The sequence below is a fragment of the Streptomyces araujoniae genome, assembly GCF_050871195.1.
Classification (GTDB): Bacteria; Actinomycetota; Actinomycetes; order Streptomycetales; family Streptomycetaceae; genus Streptomyces; species Streptomyces bacillaris.
The window spans coordinates 3,863,644-3,879,537 of sequence record NZ_CP194070.1 but is presented as its reverse complement, the minus strand read 5'-3'; the positions used below and the strand labels follow the sequence as shown (position 1 = coordinate 3,879,537).

Annotated in this window: 16 protein-coding genes; 8 read left to right on the top strand and 8 right to left on the bottom strand. The window is 72.7% G+C overall.

What is annotated here, in order from left to right; all coding sequences use genetic code 11:
• The first annotated feature begins 372 nt into the window (after window positions 1–372).
• The 4 genes from ACQ9ZG_RS16425 to ACQ9ZG_RS16410 all read left to right on the top strand — a co-directional run bounded on the left by ACQ9ZG_RS16425 (window position 373) and on the right by ACQ9ZG_RS16410 (window position 4,565).
• Window positions 373–1,200, top strand: coding sequence for a ScbR family autoregulator-binding transcription factor (locus tag ACQ9ZG_RS16425; protein WP_028415834.1), 828 nt, complete (start codon window positions 373–375; stop codon window positions 1,198–1,200).
• A gap of 521 nt (window positions 1,201–1,721) precedes the next feature.
• A complete protein-coding gene (locus tag ACQ9ZG_RS16420; protein WP_109916677.1) occupies window positions 1,722–3,092 on the top strand; it encodes a DUF2252 domain-containing protein in 1,371 nt (456 codons plus the stop codon).
• A gap of 116 nt (window positions 3,093–3,208) precedes the next feature.
• Window positions 3,209–4,174: a J domain-containing protein gene (locus ACQ9ZG_RS16415; protein ID WP_109916676.1), complete on the top strand. Its 966-nt coding sequence runs from the start codon at window positions 3,209–3,211 to the stop codon at window positions 4,172–4,174.
• Window positions 4,175–4,220: 46 nt separating this feature from the next.
• Entirely contained in the window at window positions 4,221–4,565 is a 345-nt protein-coding gene (locus ACQ9ZG_RS16410; protein ID WP_103418428.1) for a rhodanese-like domain-containing protein, read from the top strand.
• An 88-nt stretch (window positions 4,566–4,653) separates the two neighbouring features.
• Here the strand turns inward: ACQ9ZG_RS16410 and ACQ9ZG_RS16405 are convergent, their stop codons facing one another.
• The 6 genes from ACQ9ZG_RS16405 to paaA all read right to left on the bottom strand — a co-directional run bounded on the left by ACQ9ZG_RS16405 (window position 4,654) and on the right by paaA (window position 9,651).
• Window positions 4,654–5,802: an acyl-CoA dehydrogenase family protein gene (locus ACQ9ZG_RS16405; RefSeq protein WP_499281608.1), complete on the bottom strand. Its 1,149-nt coding sequence runs from the start codon at window positions 5,800–5,802 to the stop codon at window positions 4,654–4,656.
• 90 nt (window positions 5,803–5,892) lie between these two features.
• The gene (locus tag ACQ9ZG_RS16400; protein WP_109914055.1) at window positions 5,893–6,951 is read right to left on the bottom strand and encodes a 2Fe-2S iron-sulfur cluster-binding protein; all 1,059 of its coding nucleotides are present in this window, start codon (window positions 6,949–6,951) and stop codon (window positions 5,893–5,895) included.
• Window positions 6,952–7,449 (bottom strand): 1,2-phenylacetyl-CoA epoxidase subunit PaaD, encoded by a 498-nt coding sequence (gene paaD / locus ACQ9ZG_RS16395; protein ID WP_018489795.1) that lies wholly within the window; start codon window positions 7,447–7,449, stop codon window positions 6,952–6,954.
• Window positions 7,443–8,291: a 1,2-phenylacetyl-CoA epoxidase subunit PaaC gene (gene paaC, locus ACQ9ZG_RS16390; RefSeq protein ID WP_499280741.1), complete on the bottom strand. Its 849-nt coding sequence runs from the start codon at window positions 8,289–8,291 to the stop codon at window positions 7,443–7,445. Before paaC ends, paaD begins: the two co-directional genes overlap by 7 nt.
• Entirely contained in the window at window positions 8,288–8,578 is a 291-nt protein-coding gene (paaB, locus tag ACQ9ZG_RS16385) for a 1,2-phenylacetyl-CoA epoxidase subunit PaaB (protein WP_018489793.1), read from the bottom strand. The genes paaC and paaB overlap by 4 nt, the downstream gene beginning before the upstream one ends.
• The gene (paaA, locus tag ACQ9ZG_RS16380; protein WP_109917261.1) at window positions 8,575–9,651 is read right to left on the bottom strand and encodes a 1,2-phenylacetyl-CoA epoxidase subunit PaaA; all 1,077 of its coding nucleotides are present in this window, start codon (window positions 9,649–9,651) and stop codon (window positions 8,575–8,577) included. The genes paaB and paaA overlap by 4 nt, the downstream gene beginning before the upstream one ends.
• A gap of 115 nt (window positions 9,652–9,766) precedes the next feature.
• On the opposite strand from paaA, the gene ACQ9ZG_RS16375 reads away from it, so the two are divergent.
• From ACQ9ZG_RS16375 to ACQ9ZG_RS16365, 3 genes are read left to right on the top strand one after another with little or no spacing between them, the layout of a single operon-like run.
• A complete protein-coding gene (locus tag ACQ9ZG_RS16375; protein WP_109917262.1) occupies window positions 9,767–10,564 on the top strand; it encodes a DUF5819 family protein in 798 nt (265 codons plus the stop codon).
• Window positions 10,561–11,994, top strand: coding sequence for an HTTM domain-containing protein (locus ACQ9ZG_RS16370; protein WP_499280739.1), 1,434 nt, complete (start codon window positions 10,561–10,563; stop codon window positions 11,992–11,994). The genes ACQ9ZG_RS16375 and ACQ9ZG_RS16370 overlap by 4 nt, the downstream gene beginning before the upstream one ends.
• On the top strand, window positions 11,991–12,671 hold the full coding sequence (locus ACQ9ZG_RS16365; protein ID WP_109916909.1) for a TrmH family RNA methyltransferase: 681 nt from the start codon (window positions 11,991–11,993) through the stop codon (window positions 12,669–12,671). Before ACQ9ZG_RS16370 ends, ACQ9ZG_RS16365 begins: the two co-directional genes overlap by 4 nt.
• A gap of 5 nt (window positions 12,672–12,676) precedes the next feature.
• Here ACQ9ZG_RS16365 and paaN read toward each other — a convergent pair whose 3' ends face one another.
• Entirely contained in the window at window positions 12,677–14,377 is a 1,701-nt protein-coding gene (paaN, locus tag ACQ9ZG_RS16360; protein ID WP_109916908.1) for a phenylacetic acid degradation protein PaaN, read from the bottom strand.
• A 157-nt stretch (window positions 14,378–14,534) separates the two neighbouring features.
• Between paaN and ACQ9ZG_RS16355 the strand changes: the two genes are divergently transcribed.
• Complete coding sequence (locus tag ACQ9ZG_RS16355) at window positions 14,535–15,140, top strand: TetR/AcrR family transcriptional regulator (protein ID WP_028415845.1); 606 nt, start codon at window positions 14,535–14,537, stop codon at window positions 15,138–15,140.
• A gap of 33 nt (window positions 15,141–15,173) precedes the next feature.
• Here the strand turns inward: ACQ9ZG_RS16355 and ACQ9ZG_RS16350 are convergent, their stop codons facing one another.
• The gene (locus tag ACQ9ZG_RS16350; RefSeq protein WP_499280738.1) at window positions 15,174–15,767 is read right to left on the bottom strand and encodes an Lrp/AsnC family transcriptional regulator; all 594 of its coding nucleotides are present in this window, start codon (window positions 15,765–15,767) and stop codon (window positions 15,174–15,176) included.
• Window positions 15,768–15,894 lie beyond the last annotated feature (127 nt).

The window sequence follows — 15,894 nt, the reverse complement described above, 5'->3', positions numbered from 1 at the left end:
ACAGTCGCTTGCGGCTGTCGAGTTGAATCGGGAGAACCCCCGCCCCGGAGAGATCCGGAGCGGGGGTTCTTCGTTGTTTCCCGTTGTTCGCCCCTCTTCCTGCTGTCTCCGCGGGCTCCGTCCACGGCCTTTCCGTGTTGTTCCGTGAGCTGTGTCGGTCCCGGGGCGGCGGGGTAAACAGGCAGGGCGGTCGGTATGGTCCGGCGGTGGACCGGGCGGTCGGCGGGGTGTCTCCGGGGCGGTTGCCGGAGCGGTTTCCGGACAGACCGATGGTCTGCGAGGCGGCATACATGCATACGCTGGCCGTAGAGGCTGGATCGACGGCTGCTCGGCAGTGAAGGGCTGAGCGCACAGAACGTCCCGGAGGCAGGAATGGCGAAGCAGGCTCGCGCGGTGCAGACGTGGCGGTCGATCGTGGATGCCGCGGCGAGTGTCTTCGACGACTACGGCTACGAGCGCGCCGCCATCTCGGAGATCCTCCGCCGGGCCAAGGTGACCAAGGGGGCGCTGTACTTCCACTTCGCCTCCAAGGAGGCCATCGCCCAGGCGATCATGGACGAGCAGACCTCCACGGTCGATTTCGCCCAGGAGGGATCGCCTCTCCAGTCCCTGGTCGACGGCGGTCAGCAGTTCGCCTTCGCCCTGCGCCACAACTCGATGGCGCGGGCCGGGACCCGTCTCTCCATCGAAGGCGTCTTCCTCGGCGGCCCCCACCCGTGGGGGGACTGGATCGATGCGACGGCCCGGATGCTGGAGCTGGGCAAGGAGCGGGGCGAGGTGCTTCCCCATGTCGATCCGATGATCTCCGCCAAGGTCATCGTGGCCTCCTTCACGGGTATCCAGCTGATATCGGAAGCCGACTCGGGACGTGCGGACCTGCGTGAGCAGGTGGCCGAGATGTGGCGGCACATCCTCCCCTCGATCGCCAACCCCGGTGTCATCGCCCACATCAAACCGGAGGGCCGGGTGGATCTCGCGGCCCAGGCGAGGGAGAAGGCGGAGCAGGCCGAGCGGGAGGCCCGGGAGATCGCCGCGGCGGCGGAGGCGGCCCGTGGAGCGGCGGCGGCCGGCCGGAACAGCGGGGGCGCCCACCGCGGCGGCGGGGCGGCTCGCAGTACGCGCGACCAGCCCGATGGCGAAGGCGCCGACGAGCCTGCCGGGGCCGGCGTGACGGCCGATGGTCTGGGTGAACTGGTCTGACGTCTCGGCCGGTCGTCCGGCATCTCGGTCGGTCGGTCTGGCATCTCGGTCGGTCCGGCATCTCGGCTCGTTGCTCTGACGTTTCGGCCGGGCTTGGCCGGGGTTTCGGATGGGCCCGTCCGACGTCTCGGACGTTTCACGTGAAACGTTCGGTGGCGTGCGCGCCAGTGAACAGCCCCTCCGGGCGATCGTGAGCGGCTTCCTCAGGTAATTCTGGACAAAATCATCCGGGGCGGACGGGTGTGGGGGAACGGCGGTACGGTCGTGCTCGGTCGCTGGTGAGCAGCACCGTCGGCCGGGGCGGGTGACCGGGTCGGCCGGAGAGCTGACGAGGGTGGGGGAGGCGACGCTCCATGGGCGTCATCGAAGGCGCGGGCGTCGATAGAGGCGCCGGGCTTGCCGGGGGTACGGACTCGAGTGCGCGTACGGGCGGGGGTGCCGGCCCGGACGTGAGTGCGGGGTCTTCCCGCGCCGGTGCCGGGTCCTCCAGTTCTGTTGCCGGGGCCGACGCCCGTATTCCGGTGGTGCCCGGGTTCGCCCGGCGTGGAGAGGTCGGCTCACCGAGGGCGGCGGGCAAGGCGCTCCGCGGCCGGGTCCCGCGCTCCGCGCACAGCTCGCTGGTCCTGCCGTCGGGCCGCCCCGACGCGGTGCGGGCCGTCGAGGAGTCCAACCGGGGCCGGGTGCCGGCACTGGCGCCGATCCGGGTGGGACGGATGGCCGCCTCACCCTTCGCCTTTCTGCGCGGCTCGGCCGGGCTGATGGCCCACGACCTGATGGGGACCCCGGTCACCGGGGTGGGCGCCCAGCTCTGCGGTGACGCCCATGCCGCCAACTTCGGCCTCTACGGCGATGCCCGGGGCAGCCTCGTCATCGACCTCAACGACTTCGACGAGACCGTCTTCGGCCCCTGGGAGTGGGACCTCAAGCGGCTCGCCACCTCGCTCGTGCTGGCGGGCCGGGTCGCCGGGGCGGACGAGGAGACCTGCCGCAAGGGCGCGTACGACACCGTCGGCGCCTACCGGCGCACCATGCGGCTGCTGGCCCGGCTGCCCGCCCTCGACGCCTGGAACGCCATCGCGGACGAGGAGTTGGTCTCGCACACGGACGCTCGCGATCTGGTCGGCACCCTGGAGCGGGTCTCCGAGAAGGCCCGCAGGAACACCAGCGCCCGGTTCGCCGCCCGCTCCACCGAGGACTGCCCGGACGGCGGGCGGCGCTTCGTCGACGCGCTGCCCGTGCTGCGCCGGGTGCCGGACGCGGAGGCCGCAGCGGTGGCGGCGGGGCTCGGCGGCTATCTGTCCACGGTCTCCGAGGACCGGCTGCCGCTGCTGGCGCGGTACGCGATCCACGACGTGGCGTTCCGGGTGGTCGGCACCGGCAGCGTCGGGACCCGTTCGTACGTCGTCCTGCTGCTCGACCACCGGGGCGAGCCGCTGGTCCTCCAGGTGAAGGAGGCGCGTCCGTCGGCGCTCGCGCCGTATCTGCCCGCAGTCGGCTTCGAGCCGCCGCAGGAGGGCCACGAGGGCCGCCGGGTGGTGCTCGGCCAGAAGCGGATGCAGGTCGTCAGCGACATCCTGCTCGGCTGGACGGACGTGGACGGCAGGCCGTACCAGGTACGCCAGTTCCGGAACCGCAAGGGCAGTGTGGACCCGGCCGCGCTCACCGTCGAGCAGGTCGACGACTACGGGCGGATGACCGGGGCCCTGCTGGCACGTGCCCACTCCCACAGCGCCGACCCCCGGCTGCTCGCCGGCTACTGCGGCAAGAACGACGAACTCGACGCGGCTGTAGCCGACTTCGCGGTGGCGTACGCGGACCGTACGGAGGCGGACCACGCGGAGCTGGAGCGGGCGATCAAGTCGGGCCGGGTGGCCGCCGAGCGGGGCATATGAGCCGCGCACGGGTGTAGCGGGGGTGGGCGAGGAGCCGGGGAGCCGGGGCCTCGCCCCTTCGGGGCCGCCCGGGCCGTGCGGTACGGGGCGGGCGGCGGGGGCCATACGCTGGACGGGTGACCCACGAAGCCGCCGGGGTGCCTCCCACCCGGAACGATGACGACCGGCCGGACGACGCCCGGCCCGCCGAGCCGCAGACCGCGCCGGAAACCCCGGACGCCTCTGCCGGGGAGGCCGGTGCCGCCTCCGCCTCCGCCGCCTTCTCGGATTCCTCGGACTCCTCGGACAGCGGTCCGCAGGGTGGCGGGGAGCGGCCCGAGGCGCGGCTGGCCAAGGCCGTGCAGGTCGCGGAGCAGGCGCTGATCGAGTTCGAGATCGCGGTGGAGACCTTCCGGGTGGAGGTCGAGAACTTCTCCCGGCTGCACCACCAGAAGCTCGGCCCGATGTACGCCCGCCTCGACGAGCTGGACGCGCAGATCGCCGAGGCGCGGGCCGCGAGGACCGGTGACCCCGAGGATCTCCGTAAGGCCAAGGAGGCGCGGGACATCGTCATGCCGATGCCCGGCGTCGACGAGCTCTTCCACGACTGGATGGACTCCGACGGGCTCTCCCCCGAGGCCTCCGCCATGCTCACCGAGCAGCCGGTCCGGCCGCCGAAGCGGGTCAGGCCGAGCGAGGAGGCCCGCCGGCTCTACCGGGAGCTGGCCCGCAAGGCCCACCCCGACCTGGCCCAGGACGAGCCGGAGAGGGAACGCCGGGACGAGTTCATCACCCGCGTGAACGCCGCCTACGGACGCGGGGACGTGGAGCTGCTCAAGGAGCTGGCGGCGGAGTGGGCCGCGGGCCCGGCGAAGCCGCTGCCGCCGCTGAGCGAGAGCGAGGAGCTGTACGCCCGGCTGGAGTGGCTCAGCAGGCGCAAAGAGCTGCTGACGGTGCTCGCCAAGGAGCTGGAGGAGAGCGCGATCGGCTCGATGCTCCGGATGGCCCCGGACGACCCGGACCAGCTGCTGGAGGACATCGGGGACCAGCTGCTGGGCGAGGTGTCCCGGCGGGAGGCCGAACTGTCGGAGCTGGTGCAGTAGCGTTCCCGGTGACGTGGCCGCGTACGTACGAGAGAAGGCATGACCCATGAATTTCGCCCCGCTGCCCTCGGTGGACGTCGCCCAGGTGCCGTCGGACGGGCTCGTCCTGGACGTGCGCGAGAACGACGAGTGGGCGGCCGGTCACGTCGAGGGCGCGCTCCACATCCCGATGAGCGACTTCGTGGCCCGGTTCGGTGAGCTGACCGAGGCCGCCGAGGACGGCCGCCGCGTCCATGTGATGTGCCGGGTCGGCGGCCGGTCCGCCCAGGTCACGCAGTACCTGGTCCAGCAGGGGATCGACGCCGTCAACATCGACGGCGGCATGCTCGCCTGGGACGGGGCCGGGCGCCCGATGGTCACGGACAGCGGGGCCTCGGCCTTCGTCCTCTGAAGCTCTTCCGGGTCGGACCAGCCCTGGTCCGGCCCGTCCCGATCCGGGCCGCCCTGGTCCGGCCCGAGGCGGTTCTCCGGGGGTGGTGTCAGGACAGCGGGTGGTCGGCCAGCAGGTCGCCCAGCGCCGCTTCGTGGGCCGCCGCCGGGCCGAGGGAGAGTTCGATCTGCTTCGCCCAGGCGTGGAAGCGGTGCAGCGGGTAGTCGGTGTCCGCGCCGAAGCCGCCGTGCAGATGCTGGGCGGTCTGCACGATGCGCCGCACCCCGTCGGAGGCCCAGATCTTCGCCACGGCGATGTCGCCCGCCGGAGGCAGCGGGCCCCCGGCGCCGGTGGAGATCCGCCAGGCGGCCTGCCAGAGCGTCACCTCCATCGCCCGCAGGTCGATGTACCGGTCGGCGGCCTGCACCGCCACCGCCTGGAAGGTGGCGACGGGAAACCCGAACTGCTCGCGCTTGCCGGTGTATTCGGCGGTCATCGCGAGCACCCGCTCGCCCAGGCCGAGCGCCAGCGCGCAGGTCCCCGTGGTGAGCAGGGACCGCAGCCACTCCCAGGCCCCGGCCGCGTCGATCATCTCGTGGGTCTCGACCCGAACACCGTCGAGCCGCACCTCCGCCAGCCGTTCGCCGTTGGTGGAGACCTGGTCGGCCAGGGTGACGCCCGCTCGGCCGGGGTCCACGAGGGCCAGGACCGTCCGGCCGTCGGCGGTATGGGCGGGGACGGCGATCCGGTCGGCCGCCTGCGCCCAGGGGACCGCCGACTGCATACCGTCCAGCACCCAGCCGGAGGCCGCTGGGTCATCTCCCCCCGGCCGTGCGGTGACCGCGCGTTCGGCCGGGGCGTGGCCGGTGCGGCCGTTGGCGGCGGCGGTCAGGACCAGCTCGCCGCGCACGGCCCGGGGCAGCAGCTCCGCCGCGAGGGCGCGCTCCCCGTACCGCCCGACCGTCATCGCCACCGCACAGCTCTCCAGCAGCGGGACCCTCGCCAGCACCTTGGCCGACTCGCGCAGGACCAGGCAGAGCGCGACCGGGTCGAGCCCCGCGCCCCCGTACTCCTCGGGGAGCGTGAGGCCGAGCAGGTCCGAGGACGCCAGCGCGCCCCAGAGCCGGCGGTCGATGTCCTCGGCGACCGCGCCCGGGGTCAGGGCGGGGCTGGGCACGCCGTCGGGCGCGACCCCGGAGAAGACCGCCCGGGCCGCCTCCACGGCTGCCCGCTGTTCCTCGGTGAGGGTGAAGTCCACTGTCCCGGCCTCCCGTTGGCAGTCCTGACGGGCCGTCAAGATAGAACAGGTTCTAGGAGAAGGGAACAGGTTCTGCGGGAGGGGAGGGCGTCAGCGGTCGAAGTCCAGCTCCACCTCCGGGGTGAGCGGATGCGCCTGGCAGGCCAGCACGAATCCGGCGTCCGTCTCCTCCGGCTCCAGCGCGAAGTTGCGCTCCATCCGGACCTCGCCCGAGACGAGGAACGCCCGGCAGGTGCCGCACACCCCGCCCTTGCAGGCGTAAGGAGCGTCCGAGCGGCTCCGCAGCACCGTCTCCAGCAGGGACTCCGCGTCCTGGACGGGCCAACTGCCGGAGCGGCCGTGCAGGGTGGCCGTCAGCGTGGCGTCGGAGGGGGCGGCGACCTTGACCACCGTGACGTCCGACGGGCCGTCGTCGACGTGGAAGATCTCCTGGTGGACCCGGGTCCGGTCGACCTCCAGCGTGCGCAGGGCCTTCTCCGCCCCCCGGACGAGACCGAGCGGCCCGCACAGGAACCAGCCGTCGACCTCTGCCACCGGAAGCACCGCGGGCAGCAGCTGGACGAGCCGCTCGGTGTCCAGACGGCCGGAGGGGAGCCCGGCCGACTGCTCCTCCCGGGAGAGCGCCGTGATCAGCTGGAAGCGGTCCGGATAGCGGTCCTTGAGGTCGGCCACCTCGTCCAGGAACATCGTGGAGGCCGCCGTGCGGTCGCTGCGGATCAGACAGAACCGGGCCTTTTCCTCCCGGGCCAGGAGCGTGGCCGCCATCGACAGCACCGGGGTGATCCCGCTGCCGCCGACCACCGCCGCGAAGAGCCCCGGGCGCGGCTCCAGCACGAAGCGGCCCATCGGAGGCATGGCCTCCACCTGGTCCCCGACGGCCAGCTCCTTGAGGGCGTAGGTGGAGAACGCCCCGCCCTCGACCCCCCGGATGCCGACCCGCACCACCGGCTCGGCGGGCTGCTCGGTGGCCGGTGCGCAGATCGAGTACGAGCGGCGGATCTCCGTGTCGTCCACGGTGAAGCGCACGTTCAGATGCTGGCCCGGCTTGTGGCGGAAGGTCTCGCGCAGCTCGGCGGGCACGGCGAAGGTGACGGCCACCGCGTCGTCCGTGATCCGTTCGATCGCTCTGACCCGGAGCGGATGGAACATCTACAACTCCTTGAAGTGGTCGAACGGTTCGCGGCAGGCGACGCAGCGGCGCAGGGCCTTGCACGCCGTGGAGGAGAACCGGCTGAGCAGCTCCGTCTCCGTGGAGCCGCAGTGCGGGCAGCGCACGGAGAGCGTCAGGGGCACGGGGCCGCCGTCGGCGCTGTGGGCGCGCGGGGGCGCTATGCCGAACTCGGCGAGCTTGCGGCGCCCCTCCGCGCTGATGTCGTCGGTCGACCAGGCCGGTGCGAGCACCGTGACCACGGTGACCTCGGGCACCCCGTTCTCGTGGAGCACCCGCTCGATGTCGGCGGACATGGCCTCGATCGCCGGGCAGCCGGTGTACGTCGGGGTGAGCCGGACCGTCACCCGGCCCGGGCCCTCCACGTCCACACCCCGCAGGACGCCCAGCTCGGCCAGGGTCAGCACCGGCAGCTCGGGGTCGGGGACGGACCCGGCGAGGGAGCGCAGCTCCGCCTCCAGCGGGGTGTCGGTCACCATGACGCCCCCGGGTGGCTGCGGTGCAGATGCTGCATCTCGGCGAGCATCCGGCCGAACGGCTCGGTGTGCAGGCCCTGCCGGCCCGCGCCCGCCGCCCACGCCCCGGTCCGGGCGCCGGTGGGGAGCGTCAGCGTGGCCCGCTCCACGGTGGCGGTGACGGAGGCGAGCCAGGCGCCCTCCAGCTCCGCCCAGTCGACACCGGAGCCGGAGCCGTCGGCGCCCGCGGTCCCGATGGCGGCTGCGGCCTCGGTGGTGGTCGTGGCGTCCGCAGTCCCGGTGGTGGCCGAGGCGGCGGAGGCGTCCGCAGCGTCTGCGGCGGCCGCGGCGGCTGTCGTGCCGGCGGCGTCGAGCCCCTCGATCGGCTGGAACATCTCCCCGGTGAAGCGCCAGAGCGCCTCCAGGCCGGCCTGCATCCGCCCATGGCTCTCGGCGGTGCCGTCCCCGAGCCGCAGGACCCACTGCTCGGCGTGGTCCCGGTGGTAGGCCACCTCCTTGATGGCCTTCGCCGCCAGCTCCGCGAACCGGCCGTCCCCGGCGGCCAGCCGCTCGTACAGCAGGTGCTGGTAGACGGAGAAGTAGAGCTGGCGGGCGATGGTGTGGGCGAAGTCGCCGTTGGGCTGCTCGACCAGCTGGAGGTTGCGGAAGGCCCGCTCCTCGCGGAGGTAGGCCAGCTCGTCCTCGTCACCGACGAGCGAGAGCAGCACCCGCGCCTGTCCCAGCAGGTCCAGGGCGATGTTGGCGAGGGCCACCTCCTCCTCCAGGACGGGGGCGTGACCGGCCCACTCCCCCAGCCGGTGCGAGAGCACCAGCGCGTCGTCGCCGAGGGCGAGGGCGGCGCTCACAGGTGCTTCACCCCGTCCGGGATCTCGTAGAAGGTCGGGTGGCGGTAGGGCTTGTCCGCGGCCGGCTCGAAGAAGGAGTCCTTCTCGTCGGGCGAGGAGGCGGTGATCTCCGTGGACGGGACGACCCAGATCGAGACGCCCTCGGAGCGGCGGGTGTAGAGATCGCGCGCGTTGCGCAGGGCCATCTCGGCGTCGGGGGCGTGGAGGCTGCCCGCGTGGGTGTGGGAGAGCCCGCGCCGTGAGCGCACGAACACCTCCCACAGCGGCCAGTCGGTCGAGCTGCTCATGCCGTCTCCTCCACGGGCTGTGCGGGCTGTGCGGGCTGTGCCGTCCGGGCGGAGGGGGTGGTGTGCTTGGCGGCGTACGCGGCGGCCGCGTCCCGGACCCAGGCGCCCTCCTCGTGGGCCCTGCGCCGCTGGGTGATCCGCTGCTCGTTGCACGGGCCGTCGCCCTTCAGGACCTGCTGGAACTCCGTCCAGTCGATCGCGCCGAAGTCGTGCTGTCCGCGCACCTCGTTCCACCGGATGTCGGGGTCCGGCAGGGTGAGGCCCAGCGCCTCGGCCTGGGGCACGCAGATGTCCACGAAGCGCTGGCGCAGCTCGTCGTTGGAGTGCCGCTTGATCTTCCAGGCCATCGACTGCGCGGAGTGCGACGAGGCGTCGTCGGGCGGACCGAACATCATCAGGGACGGCCACCACCAGCGGTCCACCGCGTCCTGGGCCATCGCGTGCTGGGCCTCGGTGCCCCGGCTGAGGGCGAGGAGCAGCTCGTACCCCTGGCGCTGGTGGAAGGACTCCTCCTTGCAGATGCGGACCATCGCGCGGGCGTAGGGGCCGTAGGAGCAGCGGCAGAGCGGCACCTGGTTGGTGATGGCCGCGCCGTCCACCAGCCAGCCGATCGCGCCGACGTCGGCCCAGGTCAGGGTGGGGTAGTTGAAGATCGATGAATAGCGCTGGCGGCCCGCGTGGAGCTTGTCCAGCAGCTCCTCGCGGCTGGTGCCGAGCGTCTCGGCCGCGCTGTAGAGATACAGGCCGTGCCCTGCCTCGTCCTGGACCTTGGCCATCAGGATCGCCTTGCGGCGCAGCGAGGGCGCGCGGGTGATCCAGTTGGCCTCGGGCTGCATCCCGATGATTTCCGAGTGGGCGTGCTGGGCCATCTGGCGGACCAGCGTGGCCCGATAGGCCTCGGGCATCCAGTCGCGCGGCTCGATGCGGTCGTCGGCGGCCACCGCCGCGTCGAAGGCGGCGAGGAGCGCCGCGTCGGCCGCCTCCGGGGCGGTGCCCGGACCCGCCTCCGTCCCTGCCGCCTTCGCCGTGCCTGAGGTGCTCTGCGTCTTCTGGTCCGCAGTCACTGCCGCCATCCCGGGCTCCCTACCGACCGATCGTTCGGTTCACTGGCTTCAATGGTCGGTCGGAGGCCCGTAGGGTGTCAACCCTGTGGATGACCGAGCGGTGATCGATGGTGAGCGGGGCGGGATGGGTGCGGACCACGACGGAGGCTCCGGCAGCGGGGTGTCCGGGAGCGTGCACGAGGACGTCCGGCCCCAGGCGGCGAGCCACCCCTCCGCGGAACCGGACGCTCCGCCGCCGGCCCCCGAGCCCCCCGGGGCCGTCCCCGGCATAGCCGGCCTCCCGTTCGGCCACCAGCTCGTCGCCGCCCTGGCCCTGGCCCTCATCGGGCTCCTGGCCTGCGCACACGTGGCGATGGTCTTCCTGCACGTGGCCCCGTCCAACACGGTGACCAAGCAGCACGGGAAGACGGTCGACGACTGGATCTACCCGGAGTTCGAACAGAACTGGAAGCTCTTCGCCCCCAACCCGCTGCAGCAGAACATCGCCGTCCACGTCCGCGCCGAGGTGGCCGGGGCCGACGGACGCCGCACCACCGACTGGATCAGCCTCAGCCGCGAGGACGGCGACGCGATACGCGGCAGCCTCCTCCCCAGCCATGTGCACCAGAACGAGCTGCGCCGGGGCTGGGACTTCTACCTGAACTCGCACGACGAGCAGGACAAGCCCAACGGGCTGCGCGGCGAACTCTCCGAGCGCTACATCCGGCGCATCGCGATGCTGCGGCTCGACGGTCGCGATCTGGGCGGTACGGTCGAACGCATCCAGCTGAGGTCGGCCTCCAGCCTGGTCGCCCCGCCCCCGTGGTCCGGCGAGAAGGCCGGCACCCCGCCGAGCTACCGCGTCCTGCCCTGGTGGGACGTGACCCCCGACGATCTGCCCGCACCGCGTGACGCGGCGCGCGGCGAGGAGGGGGAGAAGTGACCGCCACCCCGCCCACCCCACCGCACCCGGACCGGCCTGCCCCGGCCCACGAGGCCCCGGCACACAGCGCCCCGGGCCAGGCCCCGGCCTACACCCCGGCGCACGCCCCGCGCCCCGGCCCGCGGCAGGACCGGGTCGGGGCCGCCGGAGCCGCGCTCGCCCGAGGCCTCCAGCGCATCACCGCGTCGGCCCTCGGCCCGTACCAGAGCGCCGTCATCCGGATCGGGTTCGCCGCCACGTACCTCTTCTTCCTGCTGCGCGAGGTGCCGCACCGCCACGAGCTGTACGGCCCCGACAGCCCGTGGCACTGGGACCTTGCCCGGCAGCTCACGGCGGGCAACGAGGCCTTCTCCGTCCTGCTCTGGACGGACAACGCGCTCTGGTTCGAGGCGGTCTACGCGCTCACCGTGCTCTCCGCCGCCGCCCTGCTGCTGGGGTGGCGCACCCGGACGATGTCGGTCCTCTTCATGGTCGGCGTGCTCTCCGTACAGAACCGCAGCGTCTTCATGGGCGACGGCGGCGACAACGTCATCCACCTGATGGCGATCTACCTCGTGCTGACGCGGTGCGCCCAGGTCTGGTCGCTGGACGCCCGGCGCGCGGCCCGGAAGGCCGAGCGGGCCGCCGTGGGGCTGCCGCCCCGGCGGGACGCCGTGGGCCCGGTCCTCTGGGCGCTGCTGGGCCCGGTCCTGATCGTCGCCACCGTGATGGACGGGCTCGGCGGGACCTGGTGGCTGCGGGTGCTGCTCTGGCTGCTCTGGCTCTCCGCCGCGGCCTGGTGGTACGTGGACCGGCACGCGCCCCGGGGACCGCTCCGCTCCCTGCTCGACGTGCTGGCCAACCTCGTGCACAACGCGGCGCTCGTCGTGATCATGATCGAGGTCTGCCTGATCTACGCGACCGCCGGCTGGTACAAGATCCAGGGCTCGCGCTGGCAGGACGGCACCGCGCTCTACTACCCGCTCAAGCTCGACTACTTCACCCCGTGGCCCGCCCTGTCGGACGTGCTCGCCTCCAGCGGGCTCGTGGTGATGGTGCTGACGTACGCGACGGTCATCGTCCAGGTGGCGTTCCCGTTCACCCTGTTCAACCGGCGGCTCAAGAACGTCCTGCTGGTCATGATGATCGGTGAGCACGCGGGGATCGCCCTGCTGCTGGGGCTGCCGTTCTTCTCGATGGCGATGATCGCGGCGGACGCGGTGTTCCTGCCGACGGTCTTCCTGCTCTGGCTGGGCCGCCGGGCCACGCTGGGCCGGGAGCGGTTGCTCGGACTGCTGCCGGGACGGTCGCGCTCCCCCGAGGGCGGCCCGCCGGAGGTGCCCGCCGCCCGCTCGGCACCCGAGCACCGCGGCGGCACGGGGAAGGAACGCGGCGGTACGGGGGAGGCCCCGCCGCACGGCACCGGCGGGGGCCATACGCTCGTCGGGTGAGCAGCGAGCCCGGCAGCACCGGCGGTACCCCAGAGCCCCTTCAGTACGACGACGGCTACGGCCAGGAGATCGGCGTCGGCCCGCACCCGCTGCCGTGGCCCGAGGGCGAGCGGTACGACCCCGAGCTGCTGGCCCACGGCGACCGGCGCAACGTCGGAGACGCCTACCGCTACTGGACGCGCGAGGCGATCGTCGCGGACCTGGACCTGCGGCGCCACGACTTCCATGTGGCCGTGGAGAACTGGGGCCACGACTTCAACATCGGCTCCGTCGTCCGGACCGCCAACGCCTTTATGGCCAAGGAGATCCACATCGTGGGCCGGCGGCGCTGGAACCGGCGCGGCGCCATGGTCACCGACCGCTACCAGCATGTGCGCCACCACCCGGACACGGCGGACCTGACCGCCTGGGCGGCGGCCGAGGAGCTGCCGATCATCGGGATCGACAACCTCCCCGGCGCCGTACCGCTGGAGCGGACCGAGCTGCCGCGCCGCTGTGTGCTGCTGTTCGGGCAGGAGGGGCCGGGGCTGACCGAGGAGGCGCGCGAGCATGCCTCGATGGTGTGCTCGATCGCCCAGTTCGGATCGACCCGCTCCATCAACGCGGGGGCCGCGGCGGCCATCGCGATGCACGCCTGGGTGCAGCGCTACGCCGACATCCCCGACCCCCGCCGGTAGGACGCCTACGCCTGGCGGCGGACCTCCACCACGCGGAAGCGGTTGGCGACGAAGGCCGCGTCGCACAGGGCCGCGTTGGCCGCCGGGTTGCCGCCGGAGCCGTGGAAGTCGGAGAAGGCGGCCGTCTGGTTGACGTAGACCCCGCCGGTCAGGTTCAGCGAGAGCTGGGCCGACTCGTCCAGGCAGACGTCCTCGATCGCCCGCTCCACCTCGGGGGAGGTGGTGTAGGCGCCGACGGTCATGGCGCCCTTCTCACGGATCGTGCGGCGCAGCAGCTCCAGGGCCGCGTCCGTCGACTCGACCGCCACGGCGAAGGAGACCGGGCCGAAGCACTCCGAGAGGTACGCCGCGTCCTCGTCGGTCTTCGTCCCGTCGAGCTTGACGACGACCGGCGTACGGACGACGGCGTCGGGGAACTCGGCGTTGGCGACCGCACGGGAGGGGAGCGCCACCTCGCCCAGCTCACCGGCGGCCTCGACCCGGGCCTTGACGTCCGGGTTGACCAGGGCGCCGAGCAGGGCCGCCGCGCGGGCGTCGTCGCCCAGGAGGCCGTTGACGGCCGCCGCGATGTCGGAGACCACCTCGTCGTACGACTTGGGTCCGGCGTCCGTGGTGATGCCGTCGCGGGGGATCAGCAGGTTCTGCGGGGTGGTGCACATCTGGCCGCTGTAGAGGGAGAGCGAGAACGCCACGTTGGCGAGCAGGCCACGGTAGTCGTCGGTGGAGTCGACGACGATCGTGTTGACGCCGGCCTTCTCCGTGTAGACCTGCGCCTGGCGGGCGTTGGCCTCCAGCCAGTCGCCGAAGGCGGTGGAGCCCGTGTAGTCGATGATGCGGATCTCGGGGCGGACCGCGAGGCTCTTGGCGATGCCCTCGCCGGGGCGCTCGGCGGCGAGCGCGACCAGGTTGGGGTCGAAGCCCGCCTCGGCCAGCACCTCACGGGCGATCCGGACGGTCAGCGCGAGCGGCAGCACGGCCCTCGGGTGCGGCTTCACCAGCACCGGGTTGCCGGTGGCGAGCGAGGCGAACAGGCCCGGGTAGCCGTTCCACGTGGGGAAGGTGTTGCAGCCGATGACCAGCGCGATCCCGCGCCCGGACGTGGTGAACGTCTTCGTCAGCTTCAGCGGGTCGCGCTTGCCCTGGGGCTTGGACCAGTCGGCGCTCCCGGGGGTGCGGGTCTGCTCCTGGTAGGCGTACGCGACGGCCTCCAGACCGCGGTCCTGCGCGTGCGGGCCGCCCGCCTGGAACGCCATCATGAAGGCCTGGCCGCTGGTGTGCATGACCGCGTGGGCCAGCTCGTGGGTACGGGCGCTGATCCGCGACAGGACCTCCAGACAGACCAGGGCCCGGGTCTCGGGGCCCGCCGCCCGCCAGGCGGCCGTGCCGGACTTCATGGCCGGGAGCAGGACGTCGATGTCGGCGTGCGGATACTCCACGCCGAGCTCGGGCCCGTACGGCGAGACCTCCCCGCCCGTCCAGCCGTCGGTGCCCGGCTGGTCCAGGTCGAACCGGGTGTTCAGCACCGCGTCGAACGCGGCCTTGCCCTCGGCCGCGCCCAGGCTGCCCGGCGCGCCGCCCTCGCCGTACGCCTTCGGGTGCTCGGGGTGCGGCGACCAGTACGCGCGCGTACCGATCGTTTCGAGGGCCTGGTCGAGCGTGGGCCGGTGGGTCTCGGACAGCTGCTGGGGGGTGAGCGCGGCGGCCATGGCGGACCAACTCCTCATCGAGCCGGGCAGGGACGTACGGACGGAGTCAGAGTAACCGAACGATCGGTCGGGACAAGGGGCCCTCGGGGAACCTGTGGACAACTTCGTCGGTCCCCGCCTGTGCGGGGCCGGTCCCTCATGGGGGAGGATCGCGGACATGACCACGGCCAAGCGGGACACGTACACCCCGGAGAGTCTGCTCACCGTCGCCGTCCGTGTCTTCAACGAGCGCGGTTACGACGGCACCTCCATGGAGCACCTCTCCAAGGCGGCGGGCATCTCCAAGTCCTCCATCTACCACCATGTGGCGGGCAAGGAGGAGCTGCTGCGCCGGGCCGTGAGCCGGGCGCTCGACGGGCTCTTCGCGGTCCTCGACGAGCCGGGGGCGCAGCGCGGGCGCGCGATCGAGCGGGTCGAGTACGTCACGCGCCGGACCGTCGAGGTGCTGATGGCGGAGGTCCCGTACGTCACGCTGCTGCTGCGGGTGCGCGGCAACACGAAGACCGAGCGCTGGGCGCTGGAGCGGCGGCGCGAGTTCGACCACCGGGTGGCGGAGCTGATGAAGGCCGCCGTGGCCGAGGGCGATCTCCGCGCCGATGTGGACATACGCCTGGCCACCCGGCTGCTCTTCGGCATGGTCAACTCGCTGGTCGAGTGGTACCGGCCGCAGCCGGGCGGCTTCCCGGGCGAGGAGCAGCTCGCGGACACCGTGGTCCAGCTCGCCTTCGAGGGGATGCGGGCGACCGGCGACCAGCACCGCTGAGCCCGCGCCCGGCGGGTGGGCCCGGCCGGATGGTCAGGCCAGCTCCGCCGGGTGGTCCGGGCGGGGGCCGAGGTCCGTCTCCTCGAAGACCAGCAGCGTGCGGGTCGAGAGCACCTCGGGGATCGACTGGATCCGGGTGAGGACCAGCTCGCGCAGCGCCCGGTTGTCGGGCGTGTGCACCAGCAGCAGGACATCGAAATCCCCGCTGACCAGCGCGATGTGTGTGGCCCCCGGCAGCGCCTGGAGCTGCTCGCGCACGGTGCGCCAGGAGTTCTGCACGATCTTGAGCGTGATGTACGCCGACGCGCCCTGCCCGGCCCGCTCGTGGTCCACCCGCGCCCCGAAACCCCGGATCACGCCGTCCTCCACCAGGCGGTTGATCCGGGCGTAGGCGTTGGCGCGCGAGACATGGACCCGCTCGGCCACCGACCGTATCGAGGCGCGGCCGTCCGTCTGGAGGATGCGCAGGATGTCGCGGTCGATGGCGTCCAGGGGGCGTGCGGGCGGGAGCGCGACCGCCTCCGGGCCGGGCGGTGCGGGCGGCGGTGCCGCGGCCGGGGACGGCGCCGCCGGAGGTCCGGGGCGGCCGGGGTCCTCACCCGTTCCGGCCATTTGTTCAGCTGCCATCTGCCCGCGCCTCCCCGAAGTGGACGACCTGCCTCTATCTCAGGCTGTGGAGAACCGTTTGTCCACAGGGTGAAGGTGCCTGTAGCCAAAATGCGCCCGCGACCGAACAATCGGTAGGTGAGGCACA

Coding starts and splice junctions, on each gene's coding strand:
- ACQ9ZG_RS16425 (WP_028415834.1), top strand. CDS start 373: ATGGCGAAGCAGGCTCGCGCGGTGCAGACGTGGCGGTCGATCGTGGAT.
- ACQ9ZG_RS16410 (WP_103418428.1), top strand. CDS start 4,221: ATGAATTTCGCCCCGCTGCCCTCGGTGGACGTCGCCCAGGTGCCGTCG.
- ACQ9ZG_RS16400 (WP_109914055.1), bottom strand. CDS start 6,951: ATGTTCCATCCGCTCCGGGTCAGAGCGATCGAACGGATCACGGACGAC.
- paaD (WP_018489795.1), bottom strand. CDS start 7,449: ATGGTGACCGACACCCCGCTGGAGGCGGAGCTGCGCTCCCTCGCCGGG.
- paaB (WP_018489793.1), bottom strand. CDS start 8,578: ATGAGCAGCTCGACCGACTGGCCGCTGTGGGAGGTGTTCGTGCGCTCA.
- paaA (WP_109917261.1), bottom strand. CDS start 9,651: ATGGCGGCAGTGACTGCGGACCAGAAGACGCAGAGCACCTCAGGCACG.
- ACQ9ZG_RS16375 (WP_109917262.1), top strand. CDS start 9,767: ATGGGTGCGGACCACGACGGAGGCTCCGGCAGCGGGGTGTCCGGGAGC.
- paaN (WP_109916908.1), bottom strand. CDS start 14,377: ATGGCCGCCGCGCTCACCCCCCAGCAGCTGTCCGAGACCCACCGGCCC.
- ACQ9ZG_RS16355 (WP_028415845.1), top strand. CDS start 14,535: ATGACCACGGCCAAGCGGGACACGTACACCCCGGAGAGTCTGCTCACC.
- ACQ9ZG_RS16350 (WP_499280738.1), bottom strand. CDS start 15,767: ATGGCAGCTGAACAAATGGCCGGAACGGGTGAGGACCCCGGCCGCCCC.